Annotated in this window: 29 protein-coding genes; 9 read left to right on the forward strand and 20 right to left on the reverse strand. The window is 43.0% G+C overall.

All coding sequences use genetic code 11. The annotated features are described in order from the left end of the window. Positions 1 to 98: 98 nt before the first annotated feature. From BK120_RS18810 to BK120_RS18820, 3 genes are all read right to left on the reverse strand, one after another. Complete coding sequence (locus BK120_RS18810; RefSeq protein WP_076269041.1) at positions 99 to 1,118, reverse strand: phosphotransferase enzyme family protein; 1,020 nt, start codon at positions 1,116 to 1,118, stop codon at positions 99 to 101. A gap of 291 nt (positions 1,119 to 1,409) precedes the next feature. Beyond that, the gene (locus BK120_RS18815) at positions 1,410 to 2,891 is read right to left on the reverse strand and encodes a methyl-accepting chemotaxis protein (RefSeq protein ID WP_076269042.1); all 1,482 of its coding nucleotides are present in this window, start codon (positions 2,889 to 2,891) and stop codon (positions 1,410 to 1,412) included. A gap of 42 nt (positions 2,892 to 2,933) precedes the next feature. Then, positions 2,934 to 3,515 (reverse strand): hypothetical protein, encoded by a 582-nt coding sequence (locus tag BK120_RS18820; RefSeq protein WP_076269043.1) that lies wholly within the window; start codon positions 3,513 to 3,515, stop codon positions 2,934 to 2,936. Positions 3,516 to 3,933: 418 nt separating this feature from the next. On the opposite strand from BK120_RS18820, the gene BK120_RS18825 reads away from it, so the two are divergent. Next, positions 3,934 to 4,290, forward strand: coding sequence for a YtxH domain-containing protein (locus BK120_RS18825; protein WP_076269044.1), 357 nt, complete (start codon positions 3,934 to 3,936; stop codon positions 4,288 to 4,290). A gap of 4 nt (positions 4,291 to 4,294) precedes the next feature. After that, entirely contained in the window at positions 4,295 to 4,441 is a 147-nt protein-coding gene (locus tag BK120_RS35315; RefSeq protein WP_179089826.1) for a hypothetical protein, read from the forward strand. Between the two features lie 82 nt (positions 4,442 to 4,523). Here BK120_RS35315 and BK120_RS18830 read toward each other — a convergent pair whose 3' ends face one another. Genes BK120_RS18830 through BK120_RS18840 form a run of 3 tightly spaced genes read right to left on the reverse strand, consistent with a single transcriptional unit; the run spans position 4,524 to position 6,213 of the window. Beyond that, entirely contained in the window at positions 4,524 to 5,306 is a 783-nt protein-coding gene (locus BK120_RS18830; RefSeq protein WP_076269045.1) for a sigma-70 family RNA polymerase sigma factor, read from the reverse strand. Continuing rightward, positions 5,303 to 5,743, reverse strand: a complete 441-nt coding sequence (gene rsbW, locus BK120_RS18835) for an anti-sigma B factor RsbW (RefSeq protein ID WP_076269046.1) — start codon at positions 5,741 to 5,743, stop codon at positions 5,303 to 5,305. Before rsbW (BK120_RS18835) ends, BK120_RS18830 begins: the two co-directional genes overlap by 4 nt. Before the next feature lie 38 nt (positions 5,744 to 5,781). After that, on the reverse strand, positions 5,782 to 6,213 hold the full coding sequence (locus BK120_RS18840) for a DUF948 domain-containing protein (protein ID WP_076269047.1): 432 nt from the start codon (positions 6,211 to 6,213) through the stop codon (positions 5,782 to 5,784). A 162-nt stretch (positions 6,214 to 6,375) separates the two neighbouring features. Here BK120_RS18840 and BK120_RS18845 point away from each other — a divergent pair, with 162 nt between their 5' ends. Together BK120_RS18845 and BK120_RS18850 are read left to right on the forward strand one after the other, a co-directional pair. Next, a complete protein-coding gene (locus BK120_RS18845) occupies positions 6,376 to 9,123 on the forward strand; it encodes an ATP-binding protein (RefSeq protein WP_076269048.1) in 2,748 nt (915 codons plus the stop codon). Continuing rightward, positions 9,120 to 9,986 carry a CheR family methyltransferase gene (locus BK120_RS18850; RefSeq protein ID WP_372239004.1) on the forward strand — a complete coding sequence of 289 codons (867 nt, stop codon included), beginning with the start codon at positions 9,120 to 9,122 and terminating at the stop codon, positions 9,984 to 9,986. The genes BK120_RS18845 and BK120_RS18850 overlap by 4 nt, the downstream gene beginning before the upstream one ends. A 99-nt stretch (positions 9,987 to 10,085) precedes the next feature. On the opposite strand, the gene BK120_RS18855 is transcribed toward BK120_RS18850, so the two are convergent. The 11 genes from BK120_RS18855 to BK120_RS18910 all read right to left on the reverse strand — a co-directional run bounded on the left by BK120_RS18855 (position 10,086) and on the right by BK120_RS18910 (position 17,906). Then, positions 10,086 to 10,337 (reverse strand): hypothetical protein, encoded by a 252-nt coding sequence (locus BK120_RS18855; protein ID WP_076269050.1) that lies wholly within the window; start codon positions 10,335 to 10,337, stop codon positions 10,086 to 10,088. Positions 10,338 to 10,346: 9 nt separating this feature from the next. Beyond that, a complete protein-coding gene (locus tag BK120_RS18860) occupies positions 10,347 to 11,624 on the reverse strand; it encodes a hypothetical protein (protein ID WP_076269051.1) in 1,278 nt (425 codons plus the stop codon). A gap of 11 nt (positions 11,625 to 11,635) precedes the next feature. Then, complete coding sequence (locus BK120_RS18865; RefSeq protein WP_076269052.1) at positions 11,636 to 12,478, reverse strand: hypothetical protein; 843 nt, start codon at positions 12,476 to 12,478, stop codon at positions 11,636 to 11,638. Next, positions 12,475 to 13,164, reverse strand: a complete 690-nt coding sequence (locus tag BK120_RS18870) for an ATP-binding cassette domain-containing protein (RefSeq protein WP_076269053.1) — start codon at positions 13,162 to 13,164, stop codon at positions 12,475 to 12,477. The genes BK120_RS18865 and BK120_RS18870 overlap by 4 nt, the downstream gene beginning before the upstream one ends. Continuing rightward, positions 13,157 to 13,558, reverse strand: coding sequence for a GntR family transcriptional regulator (locus tag BK120_RS18875; protein WP_076269054.1), 402 nt, complete (start codon positions 13,556 to 13,558; stop codon positions 13,157 to 13,159). Before BK120_RS18875 ends, BK120_RS18870 begins: the two co-directional genes overlap by 8 nt. A gap of 785 nt (positions 13,559 to 14,343) precedes the next feature. Beyond that, complete coding sequence (rsbW, locus tag BK120_RS18885; RefSeq protein WP_076269056.1) at positions 14,344 to 14,781, reverse strand: anti-sigma B factor RsbW; 438 nt, start codon at positions 14,779 to 14,781, stop codon at positions 14,344 to 14,346. Next, positions 14,778 to 15,110 carry an STAS domain-containing protein gene (locus tag BK120_RS18890; RefSeq protein ID WP_076269057.1) on the reverse strand — a complete coding sequence of 111 codons (333 nt, stop codon included), beginning with the start codon at positions 15,108 to 15,110 and terminating at the stop codon, positions 14,778 to 14,780. The genes rsbW (BK120_RS18885) and BK120_RS18890 overlap by 4 nt, the downstream gene beginning before the upstream one ends. A 77-nt stretch (positions 15,111 to 15,187) precedes the next feature. Beyond that, positions 15,188 to 15,802: a hypothetical protein gene (locus BK120_RS18895; protein WP_076269058.1), complete on the reverse strand. Its 615-nt coding sequence runs from the start codon at positions 15,800 to 15,802 to the stop codon at positions 15,188 to 15,190. A 129-nt stretch (positions 15,803 to 15,931) separates the two neighbouring features. Then, positions 15,932 to 17,068, reverse strand: a complete 1,137-nt coding sequence (locus BK120_RS18900; RefSeq protein WP_076269059.1) for a SpoIIE family protein phosphatase — start codon at positions 17,066 to 17,068, stop codon at positions 15,932 to 15,934. Positions 17,069 to 17,269: 201 nt separating this feature from the next. Then, positions 17,270 to 17,668 (reverse strand): YflT domain-containing protein, encoded by a 399-nt coding sequence (locus BK120_RS18905; protein ID WP_076269060.1) that lies wholly within the window; start codon positions 17,666 to 17,668, stop codon positions 17,270 to 17,272. A 73-nt stretch (positions 17,669 to 17,741) separates the two neighbouring features. Continuing rightward, on the reverse strand, positions 17,742 to 17,906 hold the full coding sequence (locus tag BK120_RS18910) for a DUF1328 domain-containing protein (RefSeq protein ID WP_076269061.1): 165 nt from the start codon (positions 17,904 to 17,906) through the stop codon (positions 17,742 to 17,744). A gap of 236 nt (positions 17,907 to 18,142) precedes the next feature. Between BK120_RS18910 and BK120_RS18915 the strand changes: the two genes are divergently transcribed. From BK120_RS18915 to BK120_RS18930, 5 genes are all read left to right on the forward strand, one after another. After that, on the forward strand, positions 18,143 to 19,024 hold the full coding sequence (locus tag BK120_RS18915) for an alpha/beta fold hydrolase (RefSeq protein WP_076269062.1): 882 nt from the start codon (positions 18,143 to 18,145) through the stop codon (positions 19,022 to 19,024). Between the two features lie 111 nt (positions 19,025 to 19,135). Beyond that, entirely contained in the window at positions 19,136 to 19,294 is a 159-nt protein-coding gene (locus BK120_RS35320) for a hypothetical protein (protein WP_179089827.1), read from the forward strand. A gap of 152 nt (positions 19,295 to 19,446) precedes the next feature. Next, positions 19,447 to 20,124: a GntR family transcriptional regulator gene (locus tag BK120_RS18920; RefSeq protein WP_076269063.1), complete on the forward strand. Its 678-nt coding sequence runs from the start codon at positions 19,447 to 19,449 to the stop codon at positions 20,122 to 20,124. A gap of 19 nt (positions 20,125 to 20,143) precedes the next feature. Then, positions 20,144 to 21,235, forward strand: a complete 1,092-nt coding sequence (gene uxuA, locus BK120_RS18925; RefSeq protein ID WP_076269064.1) for a mannonate dehydratase — start codon at positions 20,144 to 20,146, stop codon at positions 21,233 to 21,235. Next, entirely contained in the window at positions 21,232 to 22,086 is an 855-nt protein-coding gene (locus tag BK120_RS18930; protein ID WP_076269065.1) for an SDR family oxidoreductase, read from the forward strand. The genes uxuA and BK120_RS18930 overlap by 4 nt, the downstream gene beginning before the upstream one ends. Before the next feature lie 107 nt (positions 22,087 to 22,193). Here the strand turns inward: BK120_RS18930 and BK120_RS18935 are convergent, their stop codons facing one another. The 3 genes from BK120_RS18935 to BK120_RS18945 form a co-directional block, all read right to left on the reverse strand. Next, positions 22,194 to 22,481, reverse strand: a complete 288-nt coding sequence (locus tag BK120_RS18935) for a 4a-hydroxytetrahydrobiopterin dehydratase (protein ID WP_076269066.1) — start codon at positions 22,479 to 22,481, stop codon at positions 22,194 to 22,196. 188 nt (positions 22,482 to 22,669) lie between these two features. Further along, on the reverse strand, positions 22,670 to 23,431 hold the full coding sequence (locus BK120_RS18940; protein ID WP_076269067.1) for an IucA/IucC family C-terminal-domain containing protein: 762 nt from the start codon (positions 23,429 to 23,431) through the stop codon (positions 22,670 to 22,672). 37 nt (positions 23,432 to 23,468) lie between these two features. After that, on the reverse strand, positions 23,469 to 24,482 hold the full coding sequence (locus BK120_RS18945; protein ID WP_083682190.1) for an ABC transporter substrate-binding protein: 1,014 nt from the start codon (positions 24,480 to 24,482) through the stop codon (positions 23,469 to 23,471). Between the last annotated feature and the right edge of the window lie 190 nt (positions 24,483 to 24,672).

Consider the following 24,672-nt stretch of genomic DNA (forward strand, 5'->3'; position numbering starts at 1 on the left):
TGGAACTAAAATCATATTTTCCACCTATCAACCCTCGTTATACAGGTGTACCTTGATGGAAAAACATTTGCCAGTTTCCTTTATCCTTCCTTCCTAAGTTAATCGATTTCCATAGGTTCGATAACTTGGAATAAAAACCGTGTATCGTTTAAATAATCTCTTATATACGCCTGAGCATACGGCTGTTCTGCAATTAAACTATCTGTTTCTCTTGGATCGGAAGCATGGTGGCAATAATTCTCGATCATGAACATGACGAAAAAACATTCAAGCCTCTTAACATAGTCCGTTTCCAGCTTTCTTACGCTCTCGTAGCCTTGAATAAACAGCCAGCGATGCTTCGGATAAAGCTCTAATAGCGAGCCTGCCATATCGTACAGAAAATAACCAAAACCGCATCTGCCAAAATCAATGGCATACGGCAGATCCTCGTTAAAAACGATGTTGCCGCTATGCAAATCCGCATGAATGAGTCCGTAGTTATCTCCGCTTCGTTCCATTGCAGCCAGTTCCGATATGATTTTCTCAGCTGCTGCTTGATACGAGCTCCATGCCTCACCCGATAGAAAACATCCATAATACTGTTCCAGCTTAGCCATTTGACGACTAAAGCTCTCTGCTCCCCAAACAGGACGAACAAAATCAGAAGTTGGGACAAAATTTGCAGCCGCTTTGTGAAGCCTTCCCATCATGACTCCCATAAGCTGAACCGTATGATCCGAAAACTCCCCGCTAGCGTGCTCGCCATCTACCCATCGCATCAGAGTAACATACGGACGACGATAGCCGGCTTCCGTATCGATCTCCAAAACATAAGCGCCGCTGCAGCTTGCCAGCGCTTCTGGCACATGCAAATCCTCCGATTTATTTAAGGCCTGAAGCAAAGCAAGCTCTGAACGAATTTCCTCTATGCTGAGTCGATCCGAATGAATTCGTAGCAAATATTTTTCCGCTGTATCTGTCTCAATTTTATATGTGATCGTGTCGGATAGCTGAACAAATCGAATGCTCACCCATTCCAAGTCATACTCCAGCAGTGCCGATAATGCAACTTTTCTCGCTCGAGCTAGCAGTGATATCCTATTCTCATCTGTATCAAAACAAAAAAAATCAATCATATCTTATCCCCTTCAACGGCTCTAACCACTATTTTCATTGTTCTTGTCATTATAATGGCTATCATGCCGTGAACCTAAGTAATAAACATTTAGAAATCATTTAGTACGCAAAATTACTCCATTATCTGCTCAACGATAACAGAGGTTTGTGATTCCATATTTGCGCGTAAATTATTCATGCATATTCATATAAAACTAACAAAAAAACGCCATTTCAGGAGCCGCCAGCCCCATTCGAGGTAAGCAGACTCCTTCTATTGGCGTTTTCAATAAAGCTTATGACAAATCAGCTTAATGCTTCGCCGCCATTTGCTTAAGCTCTGAAAGCAATTGATCAAGCTGAGCATATTCTTCTACCATCGTATGAATCTTCATATCCTGTGTTTCCATGCTGGCATGGACCTCTTCAACAGAAGCCATATTTTGTTCCGTTGTAGCTGCGATATTGAGCATTTCACTCGACATGCTCGCATAACGCTCATGCAATTCATTGGCAGAGCTGCCAACTGAATCGGAATGCCTTTTTACAAGCTCCGTATTCTCGTTTATCTGATCAATAAGCTTCTCAACCTGCAAAGATACATCTCTGCTCGTTGTCACTGCCGCTTGGCCGCTTTCAACTTGCGCATGTACAGCACTGATTTGTGAACGAATACCCGTCAAAATTTCAGATATTTCATTCGTCGCCGCTCTCGCATTATCTGCAAGCTTGCGCACCTCGCCTGATACGACAGCAAAACCTCTGCCGTGCTCTCCTGCGCGAGCTGCTTCAATCGCAGCATTAAGCGCAAGTAGATTCGTCTGCTCAGCAATCGTACTAATCGTTTCTACAATTGAGCTTACACGATCATTTTGCTCATTGAGTTCAATCATCATGTCCACGGTATGTGTAATGATAGAGCGAACGCTTTCTACCTCTGACGATAACACAGCCATTTTCTCCCGATTGTTCTCCGTCAAATCTGCGTTAACCGTAGAAAATTGCTTCAGCTGCTCCGTACCTTCCAAAAGCGTTTTAACCGAAGTATCAATGACCTGCGAGGATTCACTAATGTTCATAATAGTCCCTGTCTGCTTCTCGATCGCAGCCGACATTTCGGAGAACGTTGCCGTTACCTCTTTCGATATTTCTCCAGTGGAACGAACCGTCAGCTGCTGGCTGCTGCTGAACTCCGTTAACACAATAATAGAAGAGTTTAGTTTAGCGAGCAGCGCCTCTGCCATATCCTTAGAAGCTAAAGCTTCCCGCTGCTTGTCTGTTACCTGCCGCTGCAATTTGCCGCTGAAGCCCGCTGAGAATGCGAGTGCAACGGTAGCAAATAAGAGATACAAAAATAAATAAACAAGCGATTCGTTAGGGAATAGCTTAGGCTGCAGCACAGGATCAAAGAATAAATATGTGCTTACTGCGGCTCCCAAAACACCTGTCAAAATAATCGGTCTATAGTCTGCGTAAAGAGTAATGATTGCGAGGTTTACATAAACTAAAAAGTACGTGCTCACAATAGGATTCGGATCCGATACAATTAATAAAGTAACGATAATGGTCAATATAAAGGGTACAAAAAATTTAATAGATTGTGTAAAAATGCCACGGTATGTCATGAAAGTAGCTGCACCGCACAAAAATATACCGACTCCCGCAAGAAGAAGAACCATCTTTGCATCAAGCCCAATAGCAAGATCTGTAACGATCCCGAGAGCAAGCAAACTCCACAGGATTTTTATTAACAATCGATTCCGTTTGTCTAGTTCTGTTAATTCTTTTTTCATGACATTTCCGCCTTTTCTGAGTTAACTCATGTTTTCATACGTTTAAACGGTACGTCCAGTTCCTCCTGCACCGTTTGCAGCCAAAACCGCTTCTTGCGGATAGACGAGCCATTCATAACTATTTTTGTTGCGATACATCTTTTCCATATCGAACAATACGGGAATGACGTCATCTCCCTTATAGAACACCTTCTCTCCTACTTTTTCTAATGGTACTTGATATGAAATACGAAGTGCCCTCATAAATTTCGGCTCAAGCAAAGAGACAAAATATTTCAGCTGCAGCTTCTCTGCTATGTAGACTGCCGACGAGAGCAAATCTGAGATATGCCTTCCTCTATAGGATCGGAGCAGTGCAATTTTGTCAATTTCAGCTACAGCGTCGCCTGCTTCAATAATTTTCGGATGCGTTTGAAACGGACCTGCATCGTTAATGGAGCTTGAAGTCAAGGAATAGGGCTTAATTTCAGATGTCCCTACATAATGTCCTTCCTCTGTCACAATGACGAATCTCTCAAGAGTGTGTTCAGAAAATTCAAGTTCAAAACCTTTCTCCATCCAGACGGTTGTCCAAATGCCGTTAAACATAGCCAGCTCCAGCTCATTCTCCACTCGTTTAAACATGATTTCTCTCCTCTATCTCTCTATTTTTGCGAGTTTCTACATAGGTGAAATAGGCAGGCAATTTTTTTATCGGAATAATTAACTCAATAATTAACCAATTTAAGAGAATAAATATATTAATTTTAAAAACTTTTCTAAAGCTTCTTCCAATTTTTCTTCTTACTAAATATAAACGCCCTCCTTCTCAATCTTTTTATATAAATTATTCCATGCTTTCGATTACTCAACCGTTCATATCACATAATTCCTAGCAAGTAAGTGAGAAATCGAAACAAATCGTAGCATCGTCTCCCTTTAATTGTCAATAGTTTCCTTATTGTTTTGTTTCAAAACGTTTGTTTTCGTTTATATATAATTAAGAAATTCAAACAACGTTGATCAACTTGATCGACAAATACAAATCGAGGAGAGATGACAAATGTCACGAGAAAACTCTAGTAACGGCGTATTGATTGGCGCAATCGTAGGAGGTGCTATCGGTGCTATTTCAGCTCTGCTGTTCGCACCAAAAACAGGTGCAAACCTGCGGGAGGATCTCTCCAACAAGTTCAAGACGATTAGCGAGAAGACAAAGGAAATTGCCACTACGGTGGGAAATAATACAAAGGATTTAGCTGCTACCGTTGGACAAAACACGAAGGATATAGCAACTAATATCAAAGAGGAAGCTGGCGACTTGGTAGATCACGCCAAAAAATCAAATCAGCATATTATGGATTCCATTTCCTCTGCTAAAGATGATGTCAAGGATGGACTTGCAACAACCGGGAGGTAATAAAATGAAAGACGAGGACGAGCTTGAATCAACTACAAATTCAATGGCACCTACAGAAGAAGAGATGATTAAGCTTGGCGAGGATATGGAGAACATGGAAACCAATGCGCAAGTCATTGAGAATGGCATGGTACCCGATCCTGTTCAATAACTATATGGCTTATAACAAAAACCCCCTTTCCATCAAGATGGAAAGGGGGTTTTTAATATATTATAAAATAATAAAAGTGCTTTTACGTTCCAAATTCAGTGCTATGATCTGCTAAGAGTACCTTCAGCTTCTCAATAGCCCGCTTTTGTATGCGAGAAACACTCATCTGCGATACGCCAAGCTGATCAGCTATATCACGCTGAGATTGACCATTGTGATAAGCAAGAATGAGTACCTTCTTCTCCTCTGCTTTCAGTTGATCCATCGCCTCCTCCAAGTCTAGACGATTATCAACATTCTGATAATCGTCCTTGTCTGAGCCAATTAGATCGCCTATAGTAGCAGCGCTTTCCCCTTCGCTTGATAATGGAGTATCAAGCGATACATAATGATAGGATTCGCGGCAAGAGAGTATCTCTATCGTTTCTTCCACCGAAAGCCCCAAATGAACCGCAATTTCTTCCATTTTGGGCGAGTGGCCGAGCTCGACGGTTAAGTGATCGATGGCTTGCTGAATCAGCAAGCCTTTTTCTTTAATCCGTCTCGGCACCTGGATATACCAAGACTTGTCTCGCAAATAGTTTTTCAAATGCCCGATAATGCTCTTCATTGCATATCCCTCAAATGGGATTTCACGCGAGCTGTCATACTGCCTAAATAAACGCAGCATAGACAGCTGACCGACTTGGTATAAATCCTCATAGAGATCTGGTCTGCTGCGCGACATCTTTGCAGCGGCCATTTTCACAATAGGCTCAAAATGCTGCAGCAATACGGTTGCAACTTCATTACAATTCGATTGCTGATACAATTTTATTTTTTCAATCATATGTTCTGGATCCAGGAAGGATGAATTTGCGTTCATGCCATCTCCTCTTTCCTACCAAATAGCTTGGTCAAAATTACCTCGGTGCCTCTCTCAGAAAACACTTCCACTTTATCCATCAATGCATGCATCATAAACAGCCCAAGTCCACCAGCCGTTACTTCACTTAGTTCTTTATTGTGCAGAGACTCGGTTTTACTTGCGGATGGCTCATATTTAAAGCTCGTACCCTCGTCCTTGATGCGAATAGAAAGCCCTTCTTCCTCAAGTTCGAAGCTAATATCCACTACACCAGGCTGGCTGTTGCTGTACGCATGGAGTACAACGTTCGTACAAGCCTCGGTTACAGCAACCTTCATATCTTCAATTTCCTCATAGGAGAAACCTGCTTTGTTCGCAACGCCAAATAATGTAAGTCTAACAATATCAATAAATTCTGCTCTCGCCGGAATCGATAAACGAATGAATGAGTTCATAGTCGCTTCTGTCCTCTCTTCTATGTTCCTATTATAGCTTATATTTTCTTAACTTTATTCCATATCCTTATTGTGGAAATCGCACCATCGTATATCGTACTTATTAAGCTAGGTTCTGACGCTGGTTTCTTCTTGCCTTCACCTTTAATGGAAGCAACTACGCTTGCTGCGGATTCCTTAGCCGCTCCAGTAAATGAGTGCAAGGCGTGACCAAGATCATTGACAGATGCGAACAACACATCGAGCGAGCTTAGCTTCGTTCGTACATCTAGTGTCATTGCATTCGTATTATGAATGGCCTCCTTCACCTCAACACTAATTTGAGTCACTTCGGTTCGCAGCGAGCCAACGGTTTGCCTCATTTCATCGAGTGCACCTCGCAATACTTTCAACGTTTGAATTAGTGAATACAAGAGAACAAGAAAAGCAATCGCTATAACCGCAATACTGATTTGCATAAGTAGATCCATCGGTCATCACTTCCTTTTTTTCATTACATACCCCCTATTTCATTCTTTGAAACAAAAAGCGGTTTTTCTCATAATAGAGGTAGGAATATTCTATGCACTCTTTCATGCTATAATAAAGAGAGACTGTTACTAGAATTCTTTCATATAAAGGAGTTTATTCTATTGGGTAATTTACGTTTCAAAATCCGCTCAAAGATTTTACTCGGCTATTTTCTGATCATACTCTGCTTGGGCGTTTCTATCCTTGTCGTCAGCGAGAGAATATCATCCTTACAAACAGAAATTGAGTCCATTACAAGTCGAGACATCGAAGTTCATAATTTGATTACCAGTATTCGCTATAATGTCGTAAGCATGGAGACTAGCCAGCGCGGTTATGTGATTACGGGCAATGACCTTTATTTAGAGCCCTATATTCGTGGAAAAAGCGAATGGGAAGCCAACTATAACGCACTGTACCAGTATTTATCCGACAATCCAACTACACTCAAAAGTATGGAAGAGATAAAACTGACCATACAAAATTGGATCGAAATTGCCGGTGAGCCTACTCTAACCATGCGCAAAAATAACGATACGCAAGGCATTATTGATTTCTTTAATGACGACATTGGAAAAGACCATATTGATTCGCTTCGGATACAGTTAGAAACCTTGCGACAAAATGAGATCACTTCAACGAAAGAGCACATTGCTGAATTGGAAAATCGAAATGACATACTCATTATTAGCTTGTATCTCATGCTGCTTATCGTATCCGTTGTTGCTTTCATTATTGTTTCATTTGTTTCCGGCGCAATCGTCAAAACGATCCAACAGGTTGTGAAGACGATAAACGATATCGCATCCTCCGGAGGGGATTTATCCACTCGTATTAAAGTAAATACACGAGATGAAATTAAAGATCTCGCCGAAGCAACCAACAGTTTGCTTGATAATATAAACGATCAAGATTGGATCAAAACAAAAGTTGCCGAAGTGGCAACGATGAATCAAGGCATTAATGATACCTCAACGCTAGCCGATTCGTTTCTCACGAAGCTTGCTCCAATTCTAGGTGCTGCCTATGGCTTATTTTATCTCCGCCAAGGTGCAGGCGAGCAGCAGAGACTTGTGAAAATGGCTTCCTATGCAGCCCATGGCGACCAGTCTGGACTAGAAAGCTTCCGGTTGGGCGAAGGCCTTGTCGGTCAAGCAGCGCTTGAAAAACGTACGTTTTTGTTGAACACGGCTCCAGAGCATCCTATTAACTTAACCTCAGGTCTTGGAACGCTTCAGCCTAAGAGCATCCTGATCGTGCCTTTCGAGTATGAAGGCAAAGTAGTAGCTGTCGTTGAATTTGCTTCCACCGAGTCGTTCACTTCTCAGCACCTAAAGCTGCTTGAACAAATCGATACTCATTTTGGCGTTGCGATTAACAGCGTTGTTGGCCGAATGGAAATCGAGCGACTGCTTAGCGAATCGCAAGTGATGACGGAGGAGCTTCAAACGCAAACCGAGGAGCTGCAGACACAGTCTGAAGAGCTTCAGATGCAGCAAGAGGAAATGCGCATGACTACCGAGCATCTAGAGGAACAGAATCTATTTGCTGAGCAGAAAACAAAGGAATTGGAAAAAGCAAAAGAAGAGCTTGAGGCCTATTCGGAGCAGCTTAAACAAAGCTCGCAGTACAAATCCAATTTCTTGGCTAATATGTCTCATGAGCTTCGTACTCCATTAAACAGCATCTTAATTCTCTCTCAGCTCCTTGCGGAAAATGAGAACCATACGCTTAATTCGGATGAAGAAGGGTATGCTAAAGTCATTAATACTTCCGGTAATGATCTATTAACGCTAATAGATGACATTCTTGATCTGTCTAAAGTCGAGGCCGGAAAGCTCATCTTGACGATGGATGAAGTAAACGTAAGTGAAATTCCTGAACATATGAAGCTGCTATTCCAACCTGTCGCTGAGCAGAAAGAGATAGCTTTCCATATTAACGTCAATGCTAATGTCCCTCAATTGCTTTATACAGATGGTCAGCGGCTGCAGCAAATTTTGAAAAATCTATTATCCAACGCTTTTAAATTTACGGAAAAAGGATCAGTTACTCTGAGCATCCAAAAGGCTGGCTCGCATGAAGTACAAAAACTTGTACCAGCACATATAAATAAAGACGTTTTGGCCATATCTGTAACCGACACCGGAATAGGCATTCCACTGGATAAACAGCAGCTAATATTTGAAGCGTTCCAGCAGGTCGATGGCGAAACGAATCGTCAATATGGCGGAACAGGTTTAGGTTTATCCATTTGCAATGAATTTACTAAGCTTCTTGGCGGCAGTATCGTCCTTGAAAGCTCGCCAAAAAAAGGGAGTACTTTTACTCTCTACGTACCAAGCCTGCCTGATATGGAGAAAGAACAGCTTGTATCCCTTAATCAAGAGGTTGCAGCAGCTTCAGAAACTGTGGCCATCGATGCCGCGCCTGATATTGCCGATCATAACATTTCTGACTTATCGGAAGATGAATGCACTCTATTTAAAGGGAAAAAGGTGCTGCTTGTCGAGGATGATTCCCGTAATGTATTCGCTCTCGTCAAAGCGCTTGAGAACAAAGCATTTAACGTAACAGTGGCAAGCAATGGTAGACAATGTTTGGACATTATAAAAGAACAATCCGACTTCGATATTGTGCTCATGGACATTATGATGCCAATTATGGATGGATTTGAAACGATGCAAATCATACGTCAGGATACTGAAATGAAGGATACGCCAATTATTGCGCTTACGGCGAAAGCGATGAAAAGCGATCGCGACAAATGTTTGGAAGCCGGTGCTTCCGATTATATTAGCAAACCTCTAAATATGGACCAGCTTTTCTCGCTGATGCGGGTATGGTTGACGAAGCAGGTGGGCAATTGACCAGTCAAGGAAATGAAGAAGCTGTAGATTATAATGAATTAACGCTCGATGATCTGGAACGAATCGAAATCGATTTGTTATTGGATGGCATTTTCCGCGTCTATGGTTATGACTTCCGCAATTACTTGCGTTCATCGCTTCGCAGACGCATTACGCATCGAATGAATCTGGAAGGCTTGCCTACGATCACCTCTCTCCTAGAGAAGGTGCTCCATGAACCTGGATTTATTCATATTTTGCTTAATGATTTCTCCATACGAGTAACCGAAATGTTCCGTGATCCAAATTTCTTTGCTTCGTTCCGCAAGGATGTAATTCCTTTTCTTAGGAACCTTCCTGAAATTCGCATTTGGCATGCGGGCTGTGCGACTGGAGAAGAGGTTTATTCGATGGCTATCCTGCTCCAAGAGGAGGGCTTGCTGGATAAAGCGAAGATTTATGCGACGGATATGAATGAGCATGTTATCGAGAGTGCAAAACAAGGGAAGTTCCCGCTCAAACGAATGCAAGGATTCACCAAAAACTACTTGCAGGCTGGCGGTACAAAAGAATTTTCCTCTTATTATACGACTGATTATGAGCATGCTTTATTCCATCCTTACATCAAAGAAAATTTGATGTTTGCTCAGCATAACTTGGCAACGGATCGTTCTTTCAATGAGTTTCATGTTATTTTGTGCCGGAACGTTCTCATTTATTTTGACCCGGATCTGCAAAGTCGTGTTCATACTTTGTTTTTTGAAAGCCTCGCTCTACAAGGCTTCTTGGCACTAGGCAATATGGAATCACTAATCTCGGTTCATAAAATCAAATACGAGGATTTTAATCAGTCAGAACGAATTTTCCGCAAAATAAGTAATTAGCTAAAGCTGCTTCAGCTCACGAAACAAATAAGAGCCAAAATCCTTTCCTAAGGATTTTGGCTCTTTCCGTTTTAACGTATGGATGATTTCGTTTGTCTCCTATCGGCTAATCGAAACCGAACCTGCTGCTTTAATTGAGGCACTAATCGTTAGTTTTTTCGCTAGGCCTTGCAGCTCCTCCGCCGTTCCCTCGAATGGCTTGTGAGCAAGGCATAATTGCAATAAAGCAGCTTTTGCTGCCTCTTCTGCGAGATATGCATCTTGCAAAATAAAGTGAGCAACCTGATAGGCGTATTGCTCAATCCCTTTTAGCTGCTGGAGCTTGCAAGGTGTTAGAATGGCTCTGCTCATAACATTTCCTCATCCATTTATTTTTCCGACGATATCCATATTATTCAAATGTAGATTCTCCTTCAATTCCTCTGGTGTTTGCTTGTCATTGCCGATTTCAACTACACGCCCTGTGTAGAGCAATTCCCCTGTTGCAAGATCGAGTACAGATGCTCCGGCAACATCTGCATGATTGGTCATAACGTATACACGATTTGATTTAATCAACGGGAATTTGATCTCGTCTACGTTCAACTGGTCTGCGGATAATTTGGCATAAGCTTGCTCGAATTTATTCGTTGATAAATGATACCGCGATAAGGTGATGTGTTCAGGTCCACTTTCTGCTACATAATATTCATCGCCCTGCAGACTCGTCCACGCTTCCTTAATAACTAAATTAGTCAATTCAGTCATTAAGCCCGTACGGTAGGAATAGGCATAATATTTCTCGCTTAGCGTTTCTGGCACCTTGTTCGCTTCTCGATCTTGTTGGCTAATTTTCTCTTCCCTTACAATAAAGAGTACTTTCTCGAGAGGAGTACTGTATTGGCCACTTGAATCCCCCATATGTCCAATTTGGATTTGAACATCTTTTTTATTGCTTGTGGACTTGATGCCCAGTGACTCGATATTCGTATTACGCCGCAGCTTCCCGCTTTTCATATCGATGACAAATATCTCGTACCTGCTGCTCTCGTTGTCGTAATCATATGTACTGACGAGCAAATGAATCTCTTCATCTACCTTTTGAACATCCACTAAATTCATATAATTATTGCTGAAATTGTTCACTCTTGTCGTTTTCACAGCTCTCGGCAGCTCATAAGTCACTTTAAGCTTCGATACTTTGTCTGTTGATTCTTCAAGCAGCTGCAGCTGAAATACCGCCATTGCGGCTTCTGAGCCCTTTTTTTCTGCTTTGACTTCTGCATAAATGACCCACTCCTCGTCCCTGTAAAAGCCTTGAGCATTAAGTTTACCCCGCATAAATGACTTATGGTCTTTTATCATTTGCTTAATGTCAGGCTGCTTATAGAACCACGAGTCTCCGCTAAGCACATTTTTACGCATATTTTCATTCGACCTGTAATATTCGCTTCCTTTGGAATTAATATTTAGAGCTTCGGAGCGTCTCTCTAAATATTGAGAGCCTGATAATTCGATAACAGCGCCTTCCTTGGCATCGCCTTGTATCGTTTCCAGCTTATAATCAGGCAAAAAATCTAATCTGCCATATGAATAATAAGTGGCTATTCCGCTTACAACGAGCACAACCATTAAGATCGATAAGCAATAACGTCTCATGAACATTCTCCTTACACCGTAATCTTTTTGGCCATCAGCCGCATGCCGAGCCACACCGAAATGCCGAGCACAAGAATGCACAAGGTTAGCCCAAGCGCAAATATTTCATAGGGATACAAATAACTATAGTACTGATCCATATACAAAAATAAAAATGGAGCTGCCACAACAAACACACAACCGGCCAAATAAAGCACGCCATACAAAATGCCTAAACGACGATAGCTTCGCTCCAGCAAAATGGCAGTAAACACAGCTACTACAACGATGGCTCCAAAGCCGTATAAATAAACAAACTGTTCAAACTGCTGCGGAATAAGCCATATAAGTGCTTGATTGCTGATGATTGCTTCAACGATATGGGAGTCTATTCGCTGATCAGCCGGAACGATGAGGTTGAATACGATATGCTGAACCATGAGCAATAGTAATTGAAACGAAATAAACGCAAGAACGAACAGGAGAAATGCCGATATTTTGGCTAAATAAAGATTCCTTCTAGCCGTTGGCAGCATAAGCAATCGATATACAAAAGTAGAACGGCCAAACCAATCACGGTACCAGATAACAAAAACATATAAGGCAAGTACACCCATACAAAGGAACATCGGCAAAATATAACCCATCTGCGAGCTGAAAATGGCCCATTCAAACGATAAATATTGAGGAGAAAAGCCACCCAGGAGACTCTTGTCTACAGTCTCTAACAATAGCTTTTCTCGAAATGACAATTCTTTGGTCGTCGCCCAAATGAGCGAAGCAAATTGGGTAATCGCAACAATTGCCATTAGAATAGCGAGCACCCAGCGAAAACGATGTACTTCCATATGAACAAGCTTCAAATAACGGTTCATCCTCGGTACACCTCTCTCATCACATCAATGACTGATTTCCCTTGCTCGCTGCGCATTTCTTCGCAGTAAAACGATTTGTTTATTTTACCGTTCTGCAATAAAATAGCTTTATCAATGAGCTGCTCCATCTCTCCGATTTCATGCGTTGTGAGCAAAACGCCACGCCCCTCAATCAATTCACTCGTAAACACGTCCACTATCGTTTCTCTGCTGAACAAGTCGATGCCGGAAAACGGTTCGTCCATTAAGATATAATCAGCATCTTGTCCTAATCCCAGCATGAGATTGAATTTAGCGGCAGTTCCTTTCGACAGGTTCCCGATTTTATCCGAATACTCCAGCTTAAAAAACTGCATGAGCTCACTTGCGCGTTTTGGATTCCAGCTTTCATAAAAGTCAGCCATAAACTTGATTGCATCGGATATTTTCATGCTGGTTGGCATCGTCAAATGATCGGGCACGAACGCTATTTTCTCATACAAGCTTGGACTTAAAAGTTGTTCATCAATAAGGATCGAGCCTGCCGATATTGGAGTCAGTCCCATGATTGCCTTCAGAATCGTTGACTTACCAGCTCCATTCACGCCGATAAGGCAAGCGATTTCTCCCTTTTGCACGGTAAAAGAAACGCCACTCAGAACATCGCGGCGTCGATACCGCTTATGTATATCTTTTACCTCAATCATGCTCCGGCTCACCTTCCTCATATTTGTTCTTTACCAGCTGCAGCAGCTCTTCGATGGGTACATCAATTTTGCGCACCGACGCCACAAAAGCACCTACCGCCTCGCCAATGAGCTCCGATCTTATTTGATTCAGCAGTTCTTTATCATTCGTAATTCGGCTAGGTGAGTTTCCTTCCGTAATAATCAATTGCTGCTCCTCCATTTCCTTATACGCTTTCTGTACCGTATTGGGATTAATTTTCATAAGCGTGCCCAGCTCCCTTCTGGAGGGAGTTTCCTGGCCAGCGGCAAGCTTGCCCGTTGCGATTCGTTCTTTAAAATGACGGACCACCTGCAAATAAACAGGGTCCCGATTATTGAACGCAACTTCCGTCCAGCCTTCAATCGTGTTCATAGTCATACCTCACATTCATCGCAAATGTGTATTACGCGCGTAATACACTTCATAAGCGTATTATGCATGTAATACACTTGGAAGTCAATGGGAAATTAGACAATAAAAAAGAAGGGCTTTCCCAAAAGTGGATACAGCTACACTGGAAATAGCGCCTCCTTTTTTATTTAGTAGACATTAAGCAGAATGAATCTCCGAGCGGATCGTTATCTTATTGGATATATAGCTAACGAACCCAGCAGCTCTTATCTCATCCATTAGTAATGAATTATACTTTTAACGAACTCCAGAATTGTTATTTCGAGGAAAATAGCTTATGACACCCTATAAAGCATGAAATAACGCCAATAGGATTCGTTAAAACTTCAGAACCTTAGTTTTCAGCATTATAAGCACATTACAGTTCGTTAGATAAGCGAGCTTGTGTGGATGTGGATCATTGCTTAGTCCTTTTCCATAAACAGAGGTTGCCTGAATGGGATGAGATCAGAAATTCGAGTCATTCTGAGGGATATAAGCTGCAAATAACAAGTGAAAAAAAGCGATGCAGCGAGGAACGTTATTTGCTGTCGCTCAGAAGTTTGACTAAAACCCACAGTGAATATGAGCAGGAAAAAAATAAGCAGGAATTCAAGCTATTTCTGCTTCGCAGCTGCTAATAGTATGCCTAGGCCGCGTTTTGCTTTCTCATGCTTACAACCAGTAACCCTGGATCGAAATTAAAAAAAGCGGTGCAGGAAAAATTCCTGCACCGCTTTTTTTATGTTTTTGTAACCTTAATCACACTAATCCTCTGCTGCTGCATCCAAATATTTGGTTAGGACGACTTCCGTACCATTCTCCAATGGATGAACTTCTACCTCGTCCATCAGCGCCTGCATTAAATAAATGCCTAGGCCTCCGACACGAAGCCCGCTAACGTCGGCTTCAGGGAGCGGAGCTGCTTTATCGAGTGCATCCGATAAAGGGAAAGCTGATCCACTATTCTTTACTTTGATCGTTAATCCCGTTTCAGTTGGTTCAAAGGAAACGTCGATAACCTCCTGAGCGGAGTTCTGAACGCCATGAATAACTGCGTTGTTGCAGGCTTCAGAAACAGCCACCTTCATATCTTCCATTTCTTCATATGCATAACTCATCTTTGAGGCAATTCCGAATAGACAGATTCTGACCAGATCGATATAGTCCGCATGGGCCGGTATTTGTAAACGAATGGCATTCATGCTTGGGCCTCTGTCCCTTCTATTAAATATCTTGAAATGCCTGTGATGTCAAACAGACGCTTAACCGCGGAAGGAATATCCCGCACGAAAAACGGCGCTTTTAGCTCATCACGAAGTTTTAGCACCGAAACGATAATGCCGATTCCGGTACTGTCGATATATTTTAAATGTTTAAGATTTAGAATCAATGCTTTATCTTCGCGGTTCATAACCGGCTCCAGAGCTGCCCGCAGCTGCGGCACTACAGATAAGTCCAACTCTCCGCTTACATGAAGAATAATTTGATTTTGTGTCTCTTCTTGCTTGACTTGAAATTGCTCAGCTTTCATTCCATTCACTCCGCTCACTTTTGTTTAATAAATAGTATCAAGATCCTTCTCCTTGTACAAGCTGTACAAGTGAATTATTACATAGAGAAGCTGTGGAAGTAATGAATGGACGTCAGCTTCTGCGTATCCGCATCAATGAAAAGCTTTAATAAGGCTTCATCTCGCTCGAATACGATACCGTCCTCCGTCACATAATCGGGTTCCCCTAACGCATCCTTTACAGCATCTACTGTCGCTGCAACTTCACTTCCATCAATCAGCAGCGTTTTGGTATTCTCCGCCATTTCAACAGATTGTATGAACTCACCGCTAAAGATGACATTCATATTCGGGTATTCATAGGTGATCAGATCGGTTAAATCCGGGTCCACCGTTTTGCTTTTTGGTTTTCCCAGCTTCTGAATCACAAGGCTTGGATCATCATAAAGCGTGATGCCGTTAACCGTTTGAAGCGTAAATTTTGGTTTCTTTGCCTTCACAACCGGTGTTGATTCTGCTGCATAGGTAACTTCGGTTACAGTAGAGGGAGATGCAGAAGCGATTACAATTTCATGAGTTGCTTCCTCAGCCTTTATCGCCTTCACTGGGCTTGAAGCAGTCACTGGCGAATACGTTGCGGTGACCTGTCCAATATCTCCCGTGTATGCGAATATACCTCCGATTAAACAACCAATAAGAATAAACGTCCTCATAATTATCTCCCTCCTATGCGGGATTGTCGAGCTTCCTTTTGCTTATACTTACATATAAACCGTTCGGATTGCTTTGAAACAGGTTAAACATTTATTTTTAAAATATAATGATATCTCCAAGCCGGAAATTTATTTGGTTTCAATCATGACTAAGCATATATCGTCCTTCTGGCTGACACTCGCATGCTCCGATAAAAATGCACTGACCATTTCCGCATGCTCACTCGCATCTTCTTTTATTAGCTGTTCGACAAGCATATTAAGCTTATCCTCTTCTTTATCTCCAAGAGATTCACTTAATCCATCCGTATAAAGAACGATCTTCATATGATCCTCGTAAGAGATGCTGCCCTTTTGGATGTCGATATTTTCAAACAGCCCAATCGCACAGCAGCCTGCAGTCAACAAGGTTGTCTCGTCGCCAATTAGTACTTTTCCCGGAGGATGTCCGGCATTTACATATTCAATGACCCGCTTATTCGTATCCAGTACTAAATAAATGGCGGTAAAATAATAGTTAAGCAGTTCTTCCTTCTTATACAGCTGGTTCATATACCGATTCAGCTCGCGCATAACAAGACTTGGATCGGTAATATGCGTAATTGTATCCTTAAGAACCGAGGAGATATACATGCAAACCAATGAAGAAGAAATGCCATGTCCCATCATATCCAGCAAAATAACGCCGTAACGATTCTCATCAATCGGGTACCATGCGTAGAAATCGCCCGCAAGCTCCGAAGAAGGCTGATATACAGCGCTTATCGCCACATGATCATCGTTGATCGGCTGGCTTAATACATTTCGTTGCACCTTTTTGGCTAGCTCCAGCTTTGCTTTAATCTGCCTGTCTCTTTCTTTGTGCCAATCAATTTCACGCTTGAGCCTTAAAGCAGAACGAATCCTAGCGAGCAGCTCCATCTTGTTAATCGGCTTCATCACGTAATCACTGGCACCGGCATCAAGCGCTTCCGCCATCTTGCTGGAATCGCCAAGCGCAGTAACAAAAATAATCGGAACATCCTTATAGCGCTCCACCTGCAATATTCGTTTGCAAGCTTCTAAGCCATCGATCTCCGGCATCATCATATCCATCAAAATCAAATCTACGTTTGATTCAGTCGATAACGTACAATCAATGTCCAGCATCGTATAAAGCTCTTTTGCCGAGGACGCGATTTTCAAGTTTTTATAACCTTCTTTATTTAAAATAGCTTTAATAATAATCTGGTTAGTAGCATTATCATCTACAATTATAATACTCATATGCAGGCTCCTTTAGCTCCAATAACTACTACTTATATTCTGAGCGTAAGCGGTAGTAGAGTCAAATTTTTATAAGTAAAATTACCAAGCAGCATATTAACTTATAAGCTTACTTATAAAATTGAAACTTAGCTTTCTAATAAAGGGCCTACCCTCGCGGATAGGCCCTGATTGAATTCTTGGTAGTTGTGGAGCCTCTTGTTAACCCATGTATTGAGGGTAGTAGTATACGGCAGGGTCAAATTCTTCACCTGTATATTCTTTACCGCCCCATGCGATGACCAAGATTTTATCCTGATCCATCTCGCGTTCAAGACGCTGTGACTCTTGCTCCGAAATACCAAGTGATCTCATCTTAGCCCGCAGCTCATCTCCGGTCGAGCGGAAAATGTTTGCGATCGCCGATCCTAGACCTTCTTCGGAAATGCCGATTTTCTCAGCGTCCGTGTTGTCAGCAATACGATTTGTCCGGTCCTTGTCATGCGTCAGTACAAAAATTTTGTCCTTCGCATAACCTTCCGTTTGAAATTTATAAACCTGCTCTTGCACCTCGACAGCGTTGTTTACCGTGTGTACCTTCGTATTGGATAAATGGTTCATAGTAAATTCCTCCTCAGTTTTTGTTTGGAATCGTTTTGTTTAAATTAGTGTTGTTCTACTTTGTTAGATGAAGTTAACTGACTCGTCTTCTACCAACGATGAGAGAAACAATAAAGAGAATAACGAATACGACGAATAATATTTTTGCTATCCCGGCTAATGCGGAGGCAATGCCTAGAAATCCGAAAATGCCTGCGACAATGGCAAAGATGAAAAATAATAATGCCCATCCTAACATCGGAATCATCCTTCCTTTGAAGCTGTGTTTTTGTTGATTGGTTAATTTGTTAACTTGTCATGTTATTAACCAGCCTATTGACCTTTGAAACAACCCATTCTCAGACTTCCGAATTGAAAATAGGGCTATTAATGAAGCAATAAATAATCCGTTTTTTCAAATGTTTCAGAAGCTCTGGAATAGGTTAAGAGACTACACCAAAACAAATCGATAATAGAAAAGGCTGGTGATGATCGATGGAAAAGCAGCGTATACACGTTAATGGCATCGATTTAGTCTATGAAGAATGTGGCAGTAGTAAAGGAGACGTCATTGTATTGCTCCACGGCTTTTGCGGCTCATCTCAATACTGGCAAAAAATCTGTCCTGTATTAGGTGATCAATATCGCGTCATCATCCCTGATCTCCGCGGTCACGGCGGTTCATCTGCTCCTGAGGGCCCGTATACAATGGAGACTATGGCCGAGGATATTGCAGCACTTTTGGAAGCACTTGCAATTGAGAAGGTTGTTATGTTCGGTCATTCCTTGGGCGGTTATGTAACAGCTGCCTTTGCAGAGAAATATCCGGACAAGCTCGCAGGTTTTGCCCTTATCCATTCGACTGTGCTTCCCGACTCCGAGGTTACAAAGGAGAAACGTGATACAGATATTGAAGCGATTCACGAAAAAGGCATTTCAAAATATTTGTACAGCATCATTCCTAATCTATTTACCGATGATAAAGTCGGAGAAATGCGCGACGAGGTCAATCAGCTCATTGGAGTAGGTCAGGAGATGGAGGCGCACGCTGCTATCGCTACATTAGAGGGGATGAAGATGCGTCCCGACCGCAGCCATGTGCTGGCAGAAGCCAAATACCCTATTTTGCTAGTAGCAGGCGCAGAGGATGGTGTCATTAAACCTAATGATACGTTCACGGTTACGAGTCTGGATCAACCTGAAACGACGTTCAAATACCCTCATATTCTGGAGACAACATTCGAGGATGTCGGACATATGAGTCTTATGGAAGTATCCGATCAGCTAGCGAGAGTGATGTCGACGTATTTGAAAACGCTATTAGAACGTGAGAAAACGAGAACTGAAGCAAAAACGGAAAATGCCGCAAGCAGCTAAGTTATCTTTTTTCACTACAAACTGTTTCATATCATGCTAAGCGGGGTAAATAAGAATAAGCAGGTAACCCCCTATCTACCTGCTACAAAATAACTGGAGGTGCTAGTTACTATGAGTAGTACGAATACTTCTTATCGAACGGGAGAAATTGTTAAGCATGCTGGGAACTACATTTCAGAATCAGGCAAGAAAGATAAGCTCCAAAAGGGAGAAAAATTCCCTGCTTGTCCTATTAGCGGTAATGAAACAACTTGGAGTAATGCCGATTAGCGCAAAATAAACGTATGGAACCATATTGAAGGGCTGTCTCAAAAGTAGTTTATCTACTTTTGGGGCAGCCCTTCTGGCATTTTAAATTTATGCTTACGCACTTGTATACTTGTATGGTAGTATGGTAGTGTGAAGATGAAAGGAATGAGCCGATGGATTACCATGTACGTCAACAGCCCCTATCCACTAGAGACTCCGTTTATATGCAGCTAAGAGAACAGATTTTGAAGCTGGAACTGCCGCCTGGAACAGCTCTTTCAGAGAATGAGACTTCCATTTTGTTCAAGGTCAGCCGTACTCCCGTGAGGGAAAGCTTCCTTAGACTCGCTCAAGAGGGTCTTGTTCAAGTGCTTCCACAGCGGGGAACACTCGTTTCATTAATCGACACTGCACTCGTAGAGGAAGCAAGATTTATGCGAGAGCATCTAGAGAGGGCTGTCATTCGGTTAGCGTGCAGCCATTTTCCTGCGCCCTACCTTCTCGAGCTTCAGAACAACCTTCACCTTCAGCAGGAAAGCATTCACAACAAAGATAACCAAAGTATGTTTTCGCTTGACGAAGCCTTTCATCGCATCTTATTTGAAGGCTGCAGCAAGAGCAACACCTGGTCGAATATGCAGCAAATGAATGGGCATCTCAATCGAAGCCGTATGCTGCGTCTAGTGGATGATCTCCACTGGGAAAATCTTTATGCGCAGCATCGCATGATGGCAGAAGCTGTAGAAGCTCAAGATGCGGATACTGCTGAACGGCTCATGACGGAGCATCTTACTCAGAACATATCCGATCAGGCCGTGCTTAAGGAAAAGTATCCTCATTACTACAAATAAAACGGGAGGATTGATACGCATGAAAATGACTTTTAGATGGTTCGGAGAAGGCAACGATACGGTTCCCCTTAGCTATATTAAACAAATTCCCGGTACAGACGGTATCGTCTGGTCGCTTCATGATGTTGCGGCAGGAGAGGAATGGCCGCTGGAGCGAATTTTGGAGGTAAAGCAGCAAGCAGAGCAAAACGGTTTGCATATCGATGTCGTTGAAAGCGTTAACGTGCACGAGGACATTAAGCTTGGTTTGCCGTCTCGTGATTTATACATAGACAATTATAAGAAAACAATTGAGAAGCTAGGCAGCGTTGGCGTTAAAGTTATTTGCTATAACTTCATGCCCATCTTCGATTGGTTGCGCACCGATTTGCACAAGCCGATGGGCAATGGTGCAACCGCTTTATTTTATGAAAATAGCCGAATAGCTGATGCCGATCCATTCCAATTTGTTGAAGAGATTAACGCGAACTCAGCGTTAACTATGCCGGGTTGGGAGCCTGAGCGGCTTCAGCATTTGACGAAGCTGTTTGAGGCTTATCAAGGCGTGACCGAAGAGCATCTATGGGAAAATCTTCGTTACTTCTTAAATGAAATTATACCTGTAGCAGCACGCAACGGCATTCGAATGGCCATTCATCCGGATGATCCGCCATGGTCTGTGTTCGGGTTGCCGCGTATTATGACTTGTCAGGAAAACTTCAGAACTTTCCTCAAGCTGTATGATAGTCCTTTTAACGGAATCACGCTTTGCAGCGGCTCGCTCGGCGCAAATCCTAGCAATGATATTATTTCTATGATTCATGAGTTTGCAGACCGTATCCCATTTGCCCATATCCGCAACGTCCGCGTGTATGAGAACGGAGATTTTATCGAGACTTCTCACCGTACAGAAGATGGAACCGTTGATATCGCCGGCATTGTGAGGGCTTATCACGAGGTTGGCTACACAGGATATGCAAGGCCTGATCATGGGCGTCATATCTTCGATGAGCAGTGTAGACCGGGATATGGCCTATACGATCGCGCGCTCGGCATTATGTATTTATGGGGGCTTTGGGACGCGTATCAGCTTGCAGCCGCTACGACTGCAGGTTCGGAGGGCAAATCATGACACAGCTGCCTAAGCATGAGTCATTTGAAGGCAAGGTCGCTGTCATCACTGGCGGTGCGGGCGTACTTTGCCGAGTCATGGCGCTTGAGCTTGCTAGGCAAGGTGCCAAAATCGCCATTCTCAATCGCACCGCTGAGAAAGGGATTGCCGTGGCTGAGGAGATACAGGCTGCCGGCGGGATCGCCAGCGCTGTCGCATGTGATGTCACGAGCGCTGAGAGCACGAAAGCAGCAGCAGCGGCTGTGCTCGATAAGCTTGGTCCATGCGATATATTAATTAATGGTGCAGGCGGCAATCATCCTAGCGCGAATACGACGAACGAGACCTTTAAGCCGGAGCATCTTCAATCAGAAAATATAACGACGCTGTTTAATTTGAGCATTGAAGGATTCCGCAGCGTCATGGATCTCAACTTTATCGGCACACTTATTCCAACGCAAATCTTTACAGAACAAATGCTTGGCCGTCAGGGCGCAACGATCATAAATATTTCATCGATGAGCGCTCCATCGCCGATGACCAAAGTACCTGCCTATAGTGCAGCCAAAGCAGCTATCGTCAATTTCACGCAGTGGCTGGCCGTTCATCTAGCTGAATCCGGCATTCGAGTTAACGCTATTGCTCCTGGATTTTTCCTAACTGAACAGAACAGAAAGCTGCTATTGGACGAGGATGGTCATTTAACCGAACGCTCAGGCAAAATTATTTCCCATACTCCAATGCGCCGATTCGGCAAACCCGAAGATTTGCTGGGTACTCTATTATGGCTCGCTGACGAGACAACGGCAGGTTTTGTCACTGGTACAACGATTCCAGTTGACGGCGGTTTTTTAGCCTATTCAGGTGTTTAGTTTTTCATAAAAAATAGCAGGCTGCCTAATGAACTTATCGTCTGGGGCAGCCTGCTAACCTTTTCCCATACATTTGCTTAGAAAATTCAGCTTAATCAAGGGTATATTCAAGCGCTGGCATAAGCAAGGTCAAAAGCTGCTGCTGCTGTAAAATCCAGCTCCGTAAGGCCGCCATCATGCCATGTCGTCATTCGGAGCGTTACCATTTTATAATCGATAGCTATGAATGGATGATGGTTCAGACGCTCGGATGCTTGCGCAACCTCGTTTACGAAAGCGATAGCGCTTGGAAACGATTTAAAGCGATATTTTTTGATCATCCATTTACCCTCCTCCCGCTTCCAGCCTTCACATGCCGCCAAGCTTTTTTCGATTTCGGGCTCCGTTAGCTTCATACATTCCACTCCCTCGTCTCACTATGACTCCACTACTGTACAACACCCAGCTTATTTCATAATGTTATAGCAAGGAAAAGGATTGAACAAGTTTGGCCACACGAAAAACGCCACCCAGGGAACTGGACAGCGTTAATTTTTAAGGCTTATCCTGTTTATTGGATGAACGATACTTGTGCCCCTTAACACTACAGCTTCGGGCAGTTGGTGCAGTATTCTTTGTCGCTTGTGACCTCATAGTAGAAGCAGCAGGTTTTGCGAACCCGCATAGGTGTATTAGAAACAGATGAACAGGTCGGTTCGACATAAAAGCGGCTTAGCGGATTTTGTTTTTCCCCAAATAAAACACCAGGAGCCTGATGAATCACATACTGAAAATCTGCTCGGGCTCGGGATTGCTCTTGCTGTTCACCCGTTAATCCGATTCGTTTTTCGTAGAGCGAGAATATACGAACCGCAACATTTTCCCATAATATCGGTTTTGGCACGTTCGCTGCTCTAGACATGACCGCAACTAATTTCCCTAAGTTCTCAGCAAAAAGAGCTTGCATAACCGTATTGCGCCAAACATGCCGCTCGCTGGCTTCTGGCATTGCAGCATCACTATCGGCAAGACTGACATGCTCCAGCCAAGAGTGGCCCAGTGACGATCCAAGAATACAATTACGTGCAGATAAATTCAGTCCCTTGTTGTAAACTGTCATGGCGTACAGCAGCGGTGCTGTAGTTAAAAAGGCGTACCTTTTAAAAAACTGCGATGCTGTGACCATCCTCGATGGGGACTGTAGAATGACGGTCAGCCTGTCCAAATAGTCGGAGCACATCTCCATGTCAAGCAAGTCCAAAGCTCTCACCGATCCGACTGAGCGGGTTCCATCATATTCACACAAGCCAAAATGTTGGCTCAAATAATCCCTCTCATTCTGCGCGAGCTGCGACTGCTTATTCATACACAATCCCCCTCTGGCATTTTGGTTCAAAAAGGTTTTAATTGAGCGCCTCCGCGATCTGATCAACAATCAAATTGATGGCAATCGGTCCATAATAACCAATCCACTGCGCTGTGTTTTCCTCATATACCTGATTTTCCTTAACCGCACTCATGCTTTTCCAGATCGATGTGTTTTGAAATTCAGTTGTTAGCTCCAAATTCGTTTCATCCTGAAGTAGAAATAAATGATCGGCAGCCAGCTCTGGGATAACTTCAAGAGAAATCATCATGCTTGAGTCCTTGCTGTTAACTGCCATTTTAGGTGGAGTCAGACCTAGATCGTCATACAAAATCTGTGAAGTTCGATGGGATGTCGTTTGGAGACGAATCATTTCATCTCTAGGCCTAATCAAAGCAACCGTTTGTCCCTTCATTTTATCTGCCAATGCTGCTTTTAGATCGCTTATCTTTTGCTTGTAACCATCAACCAGCGCCTGCGCCTCTTGCGGCTTATTCAAGATTTGCCCAAATTTCAAAAGTACGGTCCGCCAGTCCTCATTGCGCTCTAGTGTGATCGTCGGTGCGATTTTAAGTAAATCTTCGTAAATATCATCATGGAATTCTGTTGCAATGATGAGATCTGGCTCTATCGCAATGATTCCTTCCAAATTCGGTTCTATATACGTGCCAAGTAACGGGATATTGCCCATCTTATCGCCCAGATAGGGAGGAAGTCCGTTGTCGGTTTCAGCTATTACGCTGCCCGCCGGCTGAAAGCCCAGCGCCAGCATTTGATCCGCGTACTGGACATCCAACACGACAATTTTCTTAGGTACGCTCTCGAGAGTTAATTCACCCTTCAAATGTTTGATCGTGACTGGTGCTGCAAGGGCCGGTTCTGTTACGGAGCCGCTGTTATCGGACTCACCATTTTGGGCTTGAGGTTGATTCGTCTTACCTCCCCCAGCATTGCTGCTGCCTTTGTTTGAACTGTCTGAGCATGCGCCAAGAATCATAACCAAACTTACTAACAGGCTGAAGGTCCAAATCCATTTGGTTTTTGAATACATATGTATAATCTCTCCTCTTTTTCTTGTTGAGAATGACAATCATCTTCACTTACAACACTATAACGACTCCCTCTGTTATCTTCAATGGATATTTGCGCCACTGCCCATGGATTGTGGCGACAAAAAAAACACCGTTGCTCGAATACGTAGATTCGGATGCAACCGTGTTTATATAAGAAATGGAAATCGA

Origin of the sequence: Paenibacillus sp. FSL A5-0031 (assembly GCF_001956295.1) — a bacterium.
Lineage (GTDB): Bacteria > Bacillota > Bacilli > Paenibacillales > Paenibacillaceae > Pristimantibacillus.